The 12,729-nt window shown below is 70.6% G+C and carries 12 protein-coding genes, 2 tRNA genes and 1 pseudogene; 11 read left to right on the forward strand and 4 right to left on the reverse strand.

Annotation, left to right across the window (positions count from 1 at the left end):
• Position 1: 1 nt before the first annotated feature.
• The 3 genes from QMK34_RS24585 to QMK34_RS24595 are packed head-to-tail and all read left to right on the forward strand — an operon-like array spanning position 2 to position 1,619.
• Positions 2-475, forward strand: coding sequence for a ribose-5-phosphate isomerase (locus QMK34_RS24585; protein WP_326416674.1), 474 nt, complete (start codon positions 2-4; stop codon positions 473-475).
• Positions 475-810, forward strand: coding sequence for a hypothetical protein (locus tag QMK34_RS24590; RefSeq protein WP_326416675.1), 336 nt, complete (start codon positions 475-477; stop codon positions 808-810). Before QMK34_RS24585 ends, QMK34_RS24590 begins: the two co-directional genes overlap by 1 nt.
• Positions 810-1,619, forward strand: coding sequence for an Fpg/Nei family DNA glycosylase (locus QMK34_RS24595; protein WP_326416677.1), 810 nt, complete (start codon positions 810-812; stop codon positions 1,617-1,619). The genes QMK34_RS24590 and QMK34_RS24595 overlap by 1 nt, the downstream gene beginning before the upstream one ends.
• Positions 1,620-1,737: 118 nt before the next feature.
• Here QMK34_RS24595 and QMK34_RS24600 read toward each other — a convergent pair whose 3' ends face one another.
• Positions 1,738-2,511 carry a hypothetical protein gene (locus QMK34_RS24600; protein ID WP_326416678.1) on the reverse strand — a complete coding sequence of 258 codons (774 nt, stop codon included), beginning with the start codon at positions 2,509-2,511 and terminating at the stop codon, positions 1,738-1,740.
• A gap of 152 nt (positions 2,512-2,663) precedes the next feature.
• On the opposite strand from QMK34_RS24600, the gene QMK34_RS24605 reads away from it, so the two are divergent.
• The 6 genes from QMK34_RS24605 to QMK34_RS24630 all read left to right on the forward strand — a co-directional run bounded on the left by QMK34_RS24605 (position 2,664) and on the right by QMK34_RS24630 (position 6,383).
• Positions 2,664-2,840, forward strand: a complete 177-nt coding sequence (locus QMK34_RS24605) for a hypothetical protein (protein ID WP_326416679.1) — start codon at positions 2,664-2,666, stop codon at positions 2,838-2,840.
• Between the two features lie 74 nt (positions 2,841-2,914).
• Positions 2,915-3,793, forward strand: a complete 879-nt coding sequence (locus tag QMK34_RS24610; protein ID WP_326416680.1) for a TIGR03619 family F420-dependent LLM class oxidoreductase — start codon at positions 2,915-2,917, stop codon at positions 3,791-3,793.
• Between the two features lie 3 nt (positions 3,794-3,796).
• Positions 3,797-4,243 (forward strand): nuclear transport factor 2 family protein, encoded by a 447-nt coding sequence (locus QMK34_RS24615; protein ID WP_326416681.1) that lies wholly within the window; start codon positions 3,797-3,799, stop codon positions 4,241-4,243.
• A 273-nt stretch (positions 4,244-4,516) separates the two neighbouring features.
• Positions 4,517-5,353 (forward strand): glycoside hydrolase family 27 protein, encoded by an 837-nt coding sequence (locus QMK34_RS24620; RefSeq protein WP_326416683.1) that lies wholly within the window; start codon positions 4,517-4,519, stop codon positions 5,351-5,353.
• Positions 5,350-5,739, forward strand: coding sequence for a carbohydrate-binding protein (locus tag QMK34_RS24625; RefSeq protein WP_326416684.1), 390 nt, complete (start codon positions 5,350-5,352; stop codon positions 5,737-5,739). The genes QMK34_RS24620 and QMK34_RS24625 overlap by 4 nt, the downstream gene beginning before the upstream one ends.
• A gap of 161 nt (positions 5,740-5,900) precedes the next feature.
• Complete coding sequence (locus tag QMK34_RS24630; protein ID WP_326416685.1) at positions 5,901-6,383, forward strand: MarR family winged helix-turn-helix transcriptional regulator; 483 nt, start codon at positions 5,901-5,903, stop codon at positions 6,381-6,383.
• Between the two features lie 37 nt (positions 6,384-6,420).
• Here QMK34_RS24630 and QMK34_RS24635 read toward each other — a convergent pair whose 3' ends face one another.
• Both QMK34_RS24635 and QMK34_RS24640 read right to left on the reverse strand, forming a co-directional pair.
• Positions 6,421-7,290, reverse strand: a complete 870-nt coding sequence (locus QMK34_RS24635) for a type 1 glutamine amidotransferase domain-containing protein (RefSeq protein WP_326416687.1) — start codon at positions 7,288-7,290, stop codon at positions 6,421-6,423.
• 80 nt (positions 7,291-7,370) lie between these two features.
• Positions 7,371-7,444, reverse strand: a tRNA-Pro gene (locus QMK34_RS24640).
• An 84-nt stretch (positions 7,445-7,528) separates the two neighbouring features.
• Between QMK34_RS24640 and QMK34_RS24645 the strand changes: the two genes are divergently transcribed.
• Positions 7,529-7,599: transfer RNA gene (locus QMK34_RS24645), tRNA-Gly, on the forward strand.
• An 87-nt stretch (positions 7,600-7,686) separates the two neighbouring features.
• Here the strand turns inward: QMK34_RS24645 and QMK34_RS24650 are convergent.
• Positions 7,687-11,796: a HAMP domain-containing protein gene (locus QMK34_RS24650; protein WP_326416688.1), complete on the reverse strand. Its 4,110-nt coding sequence runs from the start codon at positions 11,794-11,796 to the stop codon at positions 7,687-7,689.
• Positions 11,797-11,922: 126 nt separating this feature from the next.
• On the opposite strand from QMK34_RS24650, the pseudogene QMK34_RS24655 reads away from it, so the two are divergent.
• Positions 11,923-12,729 (forward strand): annotated as a pseudogene (locus QMK34_RS24655) (histidine kinase); the annotation flags it as partial.

Below are 12,729 nucleotides of genomic sequence, written 5' to 3' on the forward strand. Positions count from 1 at the left end.
TGTGCGTGTCTACCTGGGATCCGACCATGCCGGTTTCGAGCTGAAGAACCATCTCGTGAGCCATCTTCGGCAGCAGGGCCACGAGGTCACCGACCTCGGCCCGGCCGTCTACGACGCGGCCGACGACTATCCCGCGTTCTGCGTGGCGACGGCGCTGAGCGTCGTGGCCGACGAGGGCAGCCTCGGCGTCGTCATCGGCGGCTCCGGCAACGGCGAGCAGATCGCCGCGAACAAGGTGCCCGGCGCCCGCGCGGGCCTCGCGTGGAGCGTCGAGACCGCGAAGCTGTGCCGTGAGCACAACCACGCCCAGCTGATCGGCGTGGGTGCCCGGATGCACACCGCCGAGGAGGCCACCGCGATCGTCGAAGCCTTCGTCGCGACACCGCCGTCGCCCGAGGAGCGGCACGGCCGCCGGGTCCAGCAGCTGCTCGACTACGAGCGCACCGGCACCCCGCCGCCGTTGCCCCAGGCCTGATGGCCGAAGGGCCCCGGCCCGTCTGGGCACTCGCGCCGGCGGCGGCCTTCGTGGTCGCGATGGCGGGCTCGATCGTGTTGTTCGACGTCCAGGCGAGCAACACCCTGTGGCTCGCCGCCTGCGACCGCCGCACCTTCATCGGCTGTGGGCTCGCTTCGCTGTTCTTCTGCGTCGCCGCGATCGTCGTGGCCACCGTGTTCGCCGGGGCTTTCGCGCGGCGCAAGGCCGCCCCTCGCTCGGCCTGGAGTGCCGTGCGGGTCGGCGTCGTGGTGGCCGTGTGCTGCCTCGCGGGCCTGTTCCTGGTGACCGTGCTGACCGCGGGGGTGATGACCTGATGCCCGAGGGACACACGCTGCACCGGCTCGCCAGGCTCCACAAGCGCCGCTACGCCGGTGCGCCGGTCGAGGTGAGCAGCCCGCAGGGCCGGTTCGCCACCGAGGCGTCCCGTGTGGACGGTCAGGTCCTGGTGACCGCGGAGGCGTACGGCAAGCACCTGTTCCACGACTACGGTCCACAAGGGACTGTCCACATCCACCTCGGGCTGTACGGCACGTTCGGCGAGGCCAAGCTGCCCGCGCCGGAGCCGGTCGGGCAGGTCCGGATGCGGCTGGCGGGCCGGACCCACTGGACCGACCTGCGCGGGCCGACCCGGTGCGAACTGCTGGACCCCGGACAGGTCGAATCCATCAAGGCCCGGCTGGGCCCCGACCCACTGCGCCGGGACGCCCGCCCGCAGGAGGCCTGGGAGCGGGTGTCCGGGTCGAAGTCCTCGATCGCGGCCCTGCTGATGGACCAGACGGTGCTCGCCGGTGTCGGCAACGTGTACCGCGCGGAAGTGCTGTTCCGCCACGGTGTCGCGCCGATGCTGCCGGGACGTTCGCTCGACCGGGCGCTGTGGGACGACCTCTGGGCGGACCTGGTGTTCCTGATGCGCGACGGCGTCCGCGTCGGCCGCATCGACACCGTGGCCCCCGAGCACCTCCCCGAGGCGACCGGCCGCGCGCCGCGCCAGGACCGCCACGGCGGCGAGGTCTACGTCTACCGCCGCACCGGCGACCCCTGCCTGGTGTGCGGGAACCCGGTGGCGCACAAGGACCTCGGCGGCCGGAACCTCTACTGGTGCCCCGTCTGCCAGCCCGCCTGACCCCACCAGATCGGAAGGTCCCTGAAGGCCACCATGACGGCGTTAGACGCCGTCATGGTGGCCTTCAGGGACTTGAAGACGGGACCGGACGGTGCTCGGTGACCGTCCGGGCCGACCGTCAGAAGTCGAAGCCCCCGCCACCGTCGAAACCGCCACCGTCGAAACCTCCACCATCGAAGCCGCCGTCGCCGCCGCCGCCGTCGAACCCGCCGTCGCCGCCGCCGGAGTCGATCGCGTCCTGCTGGCCCGCGTCGTAGCCGGACTCCCAGGACGAGGCGCTGGCGATGCCGCCCATGCCGGAGAACATGGCGCTGAACAGGAACATCGAGCCCAGGCCCCAGGCGCCGGCCACCAGCGCAGGCTTCCACCAGGGCTCGCTGTACCAGCCCTGCGGCACCGGCCTGCCCGCGACGCGGCCGCCGGGGTAGTAGTGCGGGGTGTTCTGCGACGGGTCGGGGGAAGCCTCGTAGTGCTCGCCCTCGACGTCGACGCTGCGGTGCTCGGTGACCTTGCCCGCGCGCTCGCGTTCGGCGTCCTCGGGCAGCGCGGGGCCGGGATCCATGCCCATCGCGACCCGTGCCGCGCGTACGTAGTAGAGGCCTTCGATCGCGGTTTCCTTGACCAGCCGCGCCTGCTCCTCGGTCTGCGCCTGTTCCATCTGCGAACCGGCCGCGGTGTAGCGCTCCGAGGCGTCGGCCATCGCCTGCTGGGAGGCGGTGTCGTTGCCGTTGAGGTTCAGCACCTGGCCGCCGAGACGCTCCACCAGCCGTCGTGCGTCGGCTTTGGCGTCTTCGAGGCGGCGCTGCTTGGCCGCTGACTGCGACTTCGCGAAGTAGAGGCCGCCGCCGACTACGACGACGAGGAGCACGATCACCAAGATCGCGGGGCCCATGGGTGACTCCAGGTTTTTCGACAGTTCCGGTACTACCGGTTGAACCGGACAACGCGGACGGTACGCGCCGGGTTCCCGGAACGTGACGCGGCGCACCGTCAGGCGGCGGGCGGCCGGGCGGGAAACCAGCGGGCGGGCTTGCGCCGCCGGGAATGCCGGACGCCCTCGTCGTAGCCGGGGACCTCGTAGCCCAGCGCGGCGAGATCGGCGGGAACCGCGTGGGTGTCGCGAGCAGCGGAGCCTCGGGCACGTCGCGCCGCGCGGACGTGGTGGCGGAGGGGATCCCGATCGCGTCGATCGGCAGCCCGGTCAGCACGTCGACCAGGTAACCGGCGAGCAGGAAGGAGTCCATCCAGGTTGTGTCCCTGGCCGGAGAAACTAGAACACGTTATAGTCCGCCGGTATGAAGTTCACCTTGTCGATCGCGATGAACCCGCTCGACCAGCTGGGCGAGCTCGCCAGGGTCGCCGAAGAGGCGGGCTTCGCCTCGATCGCGCTGCCGGATTCGCTGTTCTACTCCGAAACCGTGTCCGCGGACTATCCCTACACCCCGGACGGCAGCCGGTTCTGGACCGAGGAAACGCCGTGGGTGGACCCGCTGGTCGCCACCGCGGCGATGGGCGCGGTGACCAGCCGGATCGAGTTCTACACCTCGGTGCTCAAACTCGGTTCCCGCAACCCGGTGCTGCTGGCGCGGCAGGTGAACTCGGTGGCCGCGCTCACCGGTGGCCGGTTCGGGCTGGGTCTGGGCGTCGGCTGGTCGCCCGAGGAGTTCGAATGGTGCGGGGTGCCGTACGAGCGGCGCGGGAAGCGGGTCGACGAGGCGATCGACGTGCTGCGGCTGATCCTCGACGGCGGGATGGTCTCCTACCACGGGGAGTTCTTCCAGTTCGACAAGCTGCGGATGAGCCCGGCACCGCCGCGCCGGGTGCCGTTCTACGTCGGTGGGCACACTGACGTAGCGCTGCGCCGCGCCGCCAGGGCGGGCGACGGCTGGGCGTCGGCGATGATGAAGTTCGACGACCTGCGCGTCGTGATCACCCACCTGCGTGAACTGCTCGCCGAGCGCGGCCGTCAGGACGAGCCCTTCGAGTACCAGGCCGTCTGCGTCGACCGGTTCGGCCTGGACGGCTACCGCGAGCAGGCGGCGATCGGCGTCACCGACGTGATCACCATGCCGTGGGTGTTCGACGGCGTCGGCTTCGACGCCGAGGTCGGGCCCAAGCTCGACGCGATCCGCAGGTTCGGCCAGGAAGTCATCGCGAAGTTCCCGGAGGGCTGAGTCATGAGTGTCGAGGTCAGCTGGGATCCCGAAGCGGGGCAGCCGCCGGCGCGGGTGGCCGCGTGGCGGTCGATGACCGCGGTCGCGGCGAAGGACAAGGCCGGGTGGCTCGCGCTCTTCGCGGGCGACGCGCTGGTCGAGGACCCGGTGGGACCCTCGATGTTCGACGCCGAGGGCAAGGGGCATCGCGGGCATGACGGCATCGGCGCGTTCTGGGACATGACCATCGCGAACGTGGAGCGCTTCGAGTTCACGATCCGCGATTCGCACGCCACGGGGGACGAGGTGGCCAACGTCGGCACGATCACCACGTTCCTGCCCGGCGGCTACCGCGTCGACACCGGCGGCGTGTTCGTCTACCGGGTGGGGGAGGACGGGCTGCTCGTGTCGGTGCGGGCGTTCTGGGAGACGGAGCGGGCGATGGCGACCGCGCGGCAGGTCACCGGCTGACGCCATTGGCGGCTTGACGGCGCGTGGTAAGCCTTCTTAACTAAGTGGGACATACCTCCTACCTTTCCTCTGGACGAAGGGACATCGGAGGTATCGCCGCTTCGTGCTGTGTCTGGGGCAGCCCGACCCGTACCGGGAGCACTCGCATGTCGGCACCTTCACTCACCCGGCGGCTGGCCACGACCGCGGCGGCGGTACTGGCCATGACGGCTGGGCTCGCTCTCAGCCGTCCCGCGCTGGTGCTGGAGAACGGCCTGGCCAGGACGCCACTACGTGCACGGCAAAGGGCTGAAGTTCGGCAGCTACACCAGCGCCGGTACGAACACGTGCGACAAGGCAGGCTTCCCCGGCGGCCTCGGCCACGAGCAGCAGGACGCGAACCTGTTCGCCCTCTGGGGCGTCGACTATCTCAAGTACGACAACCGCGACAACCGGGGCGTCGACGCGCGCCAGCGGTACCAGGCGATGTGCGACGCGCTCGCGAAGACCGGGCGCCCCATCGTCTACTCGCTGTGTGAGGGGGGCCGGACGACGCCGAAGGTGTGGACCTGGGGCGCGCCGGTCGGCAATCTGTGGCGCACCACCGGTGACATCTCCGACAAGTGGTCCAGCAGGATCGGCAAGGCGCAGGAGAACCGCGTCCTCGACGGCTACGCCGGGCCCGGTCACTGGAACGACCCCGACATGCTCGAAGTGGGCAACGGCGGCATGACCGGGACGGAGTACCGCACCCATTTCGGCCTGTGGGCGATGATGTCCGCGCCGCTGCTGATCGGGAGTGACCTGCGCAAGGTGTCCGACGCGGATCTCGCCGTCCTCACCAACGCCGACGTGATCGCGCTCGACCAGGACACGGCGGGCAGGCAGGCGGCGGTGCTCAGTGCCGTCGGCGGTCTGGTGGTCTACAACAAGGTGCTGGCCAACGGCGACCGCGCGGTGGCGCTGTCCAACGAGACCGGCGCGACGGCGGCCATCGCCACCACCGCGTTCGCGCTCGGCCTCGGCGGCTCCGCTTCGTACACTTTGAAGGACCTCTGGACGAAGCCTCGCGCACGACCACCAGCGCTTCGGTGCCGTACCGGGTTTCGCGAGCGTCGGGCGGCTCGGTGACGCGCTACGAGGCCGAGTCGGCCACCCTCTCGGCGGGGGGCACGGTGGACGCCGACCACGCCGGGCACTCCGGCACGGGTTTCGCCAACGCCACCAACGCCGTCGGCAGTTACGGCGAGTGGACGGTGACGGCCGCGGCCGCCGGAGCCGCGTCGCTGTCCTTCGGCTACGCCAACGCAACCGCGGCCACCCGGCCGGTCGACCTCTCGGTGAACGGCCAGGTCGTCGCGAGCGGCGTCACCTTCCCGGCCACCGGCGCGTGGACCACGTGGAGCGCGCTCACCCGGACGGCCTCGCTGACGGCGGGGGCGAACACCGTCCGCGTCACGGCGACGACCGCCGACGGCCCTGCCAACCTCGACTACCTGGACGTCTCGGCTCCCTGACCACCTCCGGTGCCATGAACGGTCCGTTCATGGCGCTTGGTCGTGAGGGGCGGTCTCGGCGGACGTACTGCCGTGAGATCGATATAAGGTAAGGGTAAGCGTGCCTTATATCTCAGTTTCGTGGTTTTCTGTGGGGGAAAAGTAAGTGTTAGCGTGGCGGTATGGAAGCGGCGCGGAATGCTGAGGCCGTGCGGTGGGCGGTGTCGCGGTTGTCGTCCCGCCTGCGGGCCCAGCAGTCCGGCGGTGAGCTGCCGCTGACCAGGGTGGCCGCGTCGGTGCTGGCGAACCTCCGGCACGGTGGGCCGCTCACGGTCACCGCGCTCGCGGCGATCGAGGGGCTGCAGCCGCAGTCACTCACCCGGGTGCTGCACACGCTCACCGCCGAAGGGCGGGTTTCCCGCAGTCCCGACGACCACGACCGCCGGGCCCAGCGGCTCGCGATCACCTCGGCCGGGCGGGCCGCGCTCGATGTGCACGTCCGGGACGGCAACCGCTGGCTCGCCGGGGCGATGGACGCCGCGCTGACCCCGGCCGAGCGTGAGATCGTGCGCGTCGCGGCCGGTCTGCTGCTTCAGGTCGCCGAGCACGACGGCGACGGGGAAGGCGACGGGGACGACGACGGGGATGCGGCAGGGCGCGGTTAGCGTCCCTTCCCGCGAACTGGCCGTCGGGGAGTGGCGCTTACGGGGTTTTGCGGTGTGGGGTCACGAGGTGGGCGAAGCGTCTGGTGAAGGTGTGGACGTCGCCTGGCCAGCGGGCCGATAGGTAGTTGCCGTCCTGGACGATGAAGGCGGGGCGGTCGTCTTCGGCGGTGTCGCGGGTGCGGCCGCTGCGCTTGGTCGCGTCGTCCGGTGGTGCGTCGAGGAAATCCGCGTGCGTGGCCAAAGCTCGGGTGACTTCCTGCTGCACCGACATGTAGCCGTCCGGTTGGTCCGGGCCCTCCAGATACGTTCGGTAGTAGTCGCGGTCCCAGAACCGGGTCCAGCGGGCTACCTGCCATGCCGTGTGCTCCAGCTGCCAGGTCAGCGCTGTGGTGAGACGGCCGTGGAGTACTGAGCGGCCCGTGTCCGGGTTGATGCTGCGCGCCGCCAGCAGCGTGCCGTGGCAGATCGCCGCCACCGGCAGGTCCCGCTGGAACGCCGTCGCCACCAGACCTTGCAGGACCGGGCTCTCGAGGTACTCCCGCATGCCCCGCGCCCGGTGTCCGCCCGGCAGCAGCATCCCGTCGAACTCGCCGAGAGCGACCTGGTCCCACCGCTCCGGCGCGCGCCACTCCGGACTTTCCAGCAACGCCGAGTGCGCCGCCCTGGCCGCCGCGTCCGCCCGCAGCACCCGGCCGACGGCGACGAGCCTGCGCAACCCCGGAATCCACCCCCACGGATCCAGCCCCACCCCCGTGACCATCAGCTCGTCACACCGCGCCTGCTTGCCGTCCGGAGTCGCGAACACCACCTCGTGCCCGGCCTCGCTGAGCCCCTGCCAGCTCACCGCGACCTCGGATGGATCCGAGTCCTGCTGCGGCACCGGGACCACCACACGCGCCACGGGCATCCCTCCGGTCGTCGGCCAAGCCCTCAGTGGGCCTGCCGCAAAACGAAAAAGGGCTGAACCCGCAGGTCCAGCCCCCTCTGTCGGGATGACAGGATTTGAACCTGCGACCCTCCGCTCCCAAAGCGGATGCGCTACCAAGCTGCGCCACATCCCGATCACCCCGTACGCGCCGGGGCGGTGTGTGAATACCCTAGCGCCTCACGCTAAGCTGACTCCGCACCCGGTCCTCCGGGAGCGCGCGGGTGTAGCTCAATGGTAGAGCCCTAGTCTTCCAAACTAGCTACGCGGGTTCGATTCCCGTCACCCGCTCACGAGTGAGCGAGCCTCGCCCCTGCCCCTGAAGGTCACCTTCACGGCGTATTACGCTGTGAAGGTGGCCTTCAGGGGCACTTGGGGCTAATCGGGCGGGGTGGGCTGGAGTTTGCGGTTGGGGGCCGCGTCGGCGTCCAGGTGGGTGGCGATCAGGTCCAGGAGACTTTCCGTGTCCACCGGCTTGGTCACGTAGTCGTCCGCGCCCGAAGCGAGGGTGCGGGCCTTGTCCTCGGCCGTCGCCTTCGCCGTCACCGCGATCACCGGCAGGTCTTCGTGGGCCGCCATCTCGCGGATCGCCGCGATCGTGGCGTTGCCGTCGAGTTCCGGCATCATCACGTCCATCAGCACCAGCGCCGTGTCTTCGTGCCGCTCCAGCGCCCGGATCCCCGCGACGCCGGTGCCGGCGTAGATCACTTCGAGCCCGTGCTGCTCCAGGACGGCTGCGAGCGCGAAGACGTTCCGGGCGTCATCGTCGACGATCAGCACTTTCTCGCCGCGGAACCGGTCGGTCGGCGCTATCGGTCGCGGTGCGGGCGCGGGCGCCAGCACCAGCGGGACGCCGTCGGCCGCTGGGGAGATCGGCGTCGCCAGGTTCGCCGCGCCGACCGGGAGGTAGAGGGTGAACGTGCTGCCCGCGCCCGGTTCGCTCTGCACCCGCAGCTCCCCGCCGAGCAGCTCCGTCAGCTGCAGGCTGATCGACAGGCCGAGCCCCGTTCCGCCGTACTTGCGGCTCGTGGTGCCGTCGGCTTGGCGGAAGGCGTCGAAGATGATCGCCAGCTTGTCCGGCTGGATGCCGATCCCGGTGTCCTCGACGGCGAACGCGATCACGCCCGGCGCGGCGCGCAGGTTCTCCTGCTCGACCTCCTCGCGCCCGGCCATCCGGATGTGCAGCCGCACCCCGCCCTCGCCGGTGAACTTCGTCGCGTTCGACAGCAGGTTCCGCAGCACCTGCTGCACCCGGTGCTCGTCGGTGTGCACACTCGCGGGTATCGGCGGCTCGATCACGACGGCGAACTCGAGGCCCTTGTCCGCGGTCAGCGGACGGCAGAGCGACTCGACGTAGTCCACCAGTTCCGGCAGCGCGACGTCGGACATCTGCAGGTCCAGGTGCCCTGCCTCGACTTTCGCCAGGTCGAGGATGTCGTTGATCAGCTGCTGCAGGTCGCTGCCCGCCGAGTAGATCGTCCTGGCGAACTGGATCTGCTTGTCGCTCAGATTGCCCTCGGGGTTCTCCGACAGCAGTTTCGCCAGGATCAGCGAGCTGTTCAGCGGCGTGCGCAGCTCGTGCGACATGTTCGCCATGAACTCGGACTTGTACTGCGACACGATCGTCAGCTGCCCGGCCCGTTCTTCGAGCTCTTGGCGTGCCTGCTCGATCTCGCTGTTCTTGACCTCGATGTCGCGGTTCTGCTGCGCCAGCAGAGCCGCCTTCTCGGCGAGCTCGGTGTTGGACCGGCGCAGTTCCCCTTGCTGCGCCTGCAACTGCTCGGACCGCGCCCGTAGTTCCTGTGCCAGGCGCTGGGATTCGGTGAGCAGCGCCTCGGTGCGCGAGTTCGACTGGATCGTGCTGACGTTGACGCCGATGGTCTGCCGCAGCTGCTCCAGGAGGTCCTGGTGCACCGCGCTGAACTCGTTGACCGAAGCCAGTTCCAGCACGCCGAGCACCTCGCCCTGGAACAGCACGGACAGCACGATGACGTTGACCGGCGCGGCCGAGCCGAGGCCGGACGAGATCCGCGCGTACTGCGGCGGCGCGGCGGTGACCAGGATCGTGCGCCGGTCCACCGCGGCCTGGCCGATGAGCGACTCGCCGAGCCGGAACCGCAGCCCGGCCTGCGACTGCGCGAGCCCGTAGGTCGCGATGCACTCGAGGACCGTGCCGTCCTGTTCGTCCTCACGGGCCAGGAAGAACGCGCCCTGCTGCGCGCTGACCAGCGGGGTCAGCTCGCTGAGGATCAGCGACGCCACCGACGCGAGGTCGCGGTGGCCCTGCATGAGCCCGGACAGCCGCGCGAGGTTGGTCTTCAGCCAGTTCTGCTCGCGGTTGGTCCTCGTGGTCTCCTTGAGGTTCGCGATCATCTGGTTGATGTTGTCCTTGAGCTCGGCGACCTCGCCCGAAGCGTCCACGGTGATGTGCCGGGTCAGGTCGCCCGCGGTCACCGCCGTCGCGACCACCGCGATCGCCCGCACCTGCGCGGTGAGGTTGCCCGCCAGCTGGTTGACGCTCTCGGTGAGCCGCTGCCAGGTCCCGGACACGCCCTCGACCTCGGCCTGGCCGCCCAGCACGCCGTCGGTGCCGACCTCGCGCGCGACGCGCGTGACCTCCGAAGCGAAGCCCGAGAGCTGGTCGACCATGGTGTTGATGGTCGTCTTGAGCTCCAGGATCTCCCCGCGCGCCTGGACGTCGATCTTCTTGGTCAGGTCGCCCTTCGCGACCGCGGTCGTCACGGTCGCGATGCCGCGGACCTGGCCGCTGAGGTTGTCGGCCATGACGTTGACGTTGTCGGTGAGGTCCTTCCAGGTGCCGCCCACGTTCGGCACCCGCGCCTGGCCGCCCAGGATGCCCTCGGTGCCGACCTCGCGGGCCACGCGGGTGACCTCGTCGGCGAACGCGCGCAGCGTCTCGACCATCCCGTTGATGGTCGCGGCGAGCGCGGCGACCTCGCCCTGTGCCTCGATGGTGATCTTCTTGCCGAGGTCGCCGCCCGCGACCGCGGTCGCGACCGTGGCGATGCTGCGGACCTGGCCGGTGAGGTTGTCGGCCATGACGTTGACGTTGTCGGTGAGGTCCTTCCAGGTCCCGGCGACGCCGCGGACCTGGGCCTGCCCGCCGAGCTTGCCCTCGGTGCCGACCTCGCGGGCGACGCGGGTGACCTCGTCGGCGAAGGCGGAGAGCTGGTCGACCATGGTGTTGATGGTGTTCTTGAGCTCCAGGATCTCGCCGCGCGCGTCGACGTTGATCTTCTGGGTGAGGTCGCCTTTGGCGACGGCGGTGGTGACCTGGGCGATGTTGCGGACCTGGTCGGTCAGGTTGTTGGCCATGAAGTTGACCGAGCCGGTGAGGTCGAGCCAGGTCCCGGCGACGCCCGGCACCTCGGCCTGGCCGCCGAGCCTGCCCTCACTGCCGACCTCGCGGGACACCCGGGTGACCTCGTCGGCGAACGACGAGAGCTGGTCGACCATGGTGTTGAGCGTGTTCTTGAGCTCCAGGATCTCGCCGCGCGCGTCGACGTTGATCTTCTGCGACAGGTCGCCCTGCGCCACCGCGGTCGCCACCTGGGCGATGTTGCGGACCTGGTCGGTCAGGTTCGTGGCCATCAGGTTGACCGAAACCGTCAGGTCGCGCCACGTCCCGGCCGCGCCGGGGACCTCGGCCTGGCCGCCGAGCCTGCCCTCGCTGCCGACTTCGAGCGAGACGCGGGTGACCTCGTCGGCGAAGGCGGAGAGCTGGTCGACCATGGTGTTGATGGTGTTCTTGAGTTCGAGGATCTCGCCGCGTGCGTCGACGTTGATCTTTTGCGTGAGGTCGCCCTTGGCGACGGCGGTGGTGACCTGGGCGATGTTGCGGACCTGGTCGGTCAGGTTCGTCGCCATGAAGTTGACCGAGTCGGTCAGGTCGCGCCAGGTGCCCGACACGCCCGGGATCTCGGCCTGGCCGCCGAGCCTGCCCTCGGTCGCGATCTCGCGCGCCACGCGCGTCACCTCGGTCGCGAACCGCGACAGCTGGGTGAGCAGGCCGTTCATCGTGCTCGCCAGCTCGGCGTACCGGCCCTGCAGCGGACGCCCGTCCAGCTGCAGCGCCATCGGCTGGGACAGATCGCCCTCGGCGACCGCGCCCAGCACCCGGTTCAGCTCGATGGTGGGGCGGCTCACGTCCTCGATCAGCCCGTTGACGACCTCGACCGCGGTGGCCCAGCCGCCCGGCCCGATCTCGGTGGTCACCCGCTCGGTGAGCCTGCCCTCCTGGCCGACCGCCCCGCGCACCCGCAGCAGCTCGGTGACCAGCCGCTGGTTGCGCTCGGCGATGTCGTTGAACGCGGTGGCGAGCTGCGCGGTGACGCCGTCGCCGTGGGCGACGAACCGCCGCCGGAAGTTGCCGTCCCCCAGGTCACGCACCGCGTTGAGCAGGCGTTCCAGCGTCGCTTCGTCGGCCGCGGCGCCGCCGGCCGTACCGGGCCGGGATTCCGTCGTCATCTGTGTTGACCCTCTCCGCCACGCATGTCTAGCCATGGTCGCCGAACCAGCGTCCCACGATTCGCCCTACACTTCGAGCCAGTCCGCCCGCTCACGCTGCGCTAACCCGAGGCAGGAGGTTGGGGAATGGTGACACGGCCCGTCCCGGCCTCCACCGCGCTCCCACCGGAGACGGCGGCCGGGCATCCGAAGGACGCCCTGCCGGACACCGCGCTGTTCTGGCGCGCGTTGCTGGAGGACGTGACCGACGCCGTCCTCCTGCAGGACGCCGAGGGCGCGCTGTGCTGGTCGAACCGCGCGGCGGCCGAGTTGTTCGCCCACGGCACCGGGCATCCCCAGGTGATCCCCGAAGCCGACGGCACCGGTCGCGTCGAGTACGCCGGACGGCGGCTGCCCGCCCGGTTCCGCGAGCTTCCCGGGGGCTGGCGCGCCTGGACGGTGACAGCGCTTCCCGATCCGGTGCGGGGTCTGCGGGTGGAGGAGTTCCTCACCTCGGCGGGGCAGCGCCTCGGCGCGGCCAGGGGCAGGCACGGCACGGCCCGGCTGATCGCGGAACTCGCCGCCGCGGGCCTGGCCGACTGCGTTTTCGTGCTGCTGCCGACCACCCGCGGCCGCTGGGAGTGGTGGAGCTGCGACCGGGCCGGGAACCTCGGCCACGGGCGGATCCGCCGCGCACAGCCGGAACTCACCCCGGTGATCGCCCGCACGTTCTCCGCCACCGGCCAGCCGGAGTGCTGGACCGTGCCCGCCGCGGAGGTCGCCACCCTGCCCGCGATCGTCGCGGACCGGCTGGAGGACCAGGACCAGGTTTCCGTGGTGTCGCTGGGACTCGAAGGCGGCTCCGGCGTCACCGGCGCGGTGCTGCTCGGCCGCCGCGGCGCCGCGGCCGTCCGGGACGAGCAACTGCGCGCGGTCGCCGATTTCGCGCGGGCG

Origin of the sequence: Amycolatopsis sp. H20-H5 (assembly GCF_035828755.1) — a bacterium.
In the GTDB taxonomy this organism is placed as follows: domain Bacteria; phylum Actinomycetota; class Actinomycetes; order Mycobacteriales; family Pseudonocardiaceae; genus Amycolatopsis.

Coding starts and splice junctions, on each gene's coding strand:
- QMK34_RS24635 (WP_326416687.1), bottom strand. CDS start 7,290: ATGCCCGTGGCGCGTGTGGTGGTCCCGGTGCCGCAGCAGGACTCGGAT.
- QMK34_RS24610 (WP_326416680.1), top strand. CDS start 2,915: ATGAAGTTCACCTTGTCGATCGCGATGAACCCGCTCGACCAGCTGGGC.
- QMK34_RS24615 (WP_326416681.1), top strand. CDS start 3,797: ATGAGTGTCGAGGTCAGCTGGGATCCCGAAGCGGGGCAGCCGCCGGCG.
- QMK34_RS24590 (WP_326416675.1), top strand. CDS start 475: ATGGCCGAAGGGCCCCGGCCCGTCTGGGCACTCGCGCCGGCGGCGGCC.
- QMK34_RS24600 (WP_326416678.1), bottom strand. CDS start 2,511: ATGGGCCCCGCGATCTTGGTGATCGTGCTCCTCGTCGTCGTAGTCGGC.
- QMK34_RS24595 (WP_326416677.1), top strand. CDS start 810: ATGCCCGAGGGACACACGCTGCACCGGCTCGCCAGGCTCCACAAGCGC.
- QMK34_RS24630 (WP_326416685.1), top strand. CDS start 5,901: ATGGAAGCGGCGCGGAATGCTGAGGCCGTGCGGTGGGCGGTGTCGCGG.
- QMK34_RS24605 (WP_326416679.1), top strand. CDS start 2,664: ATGCCGGACGCCCTCGTCGTAGCCGGGGACCTCGTAGCCCAGCGCGGC.
- QMK34_RS24650 (WP_326416688.1), bottom strand. CDS start 11,796: ATGACGACGGAATCCCGGCCCGGTACGGCCGGCGGCGCCGCGGCCGAC.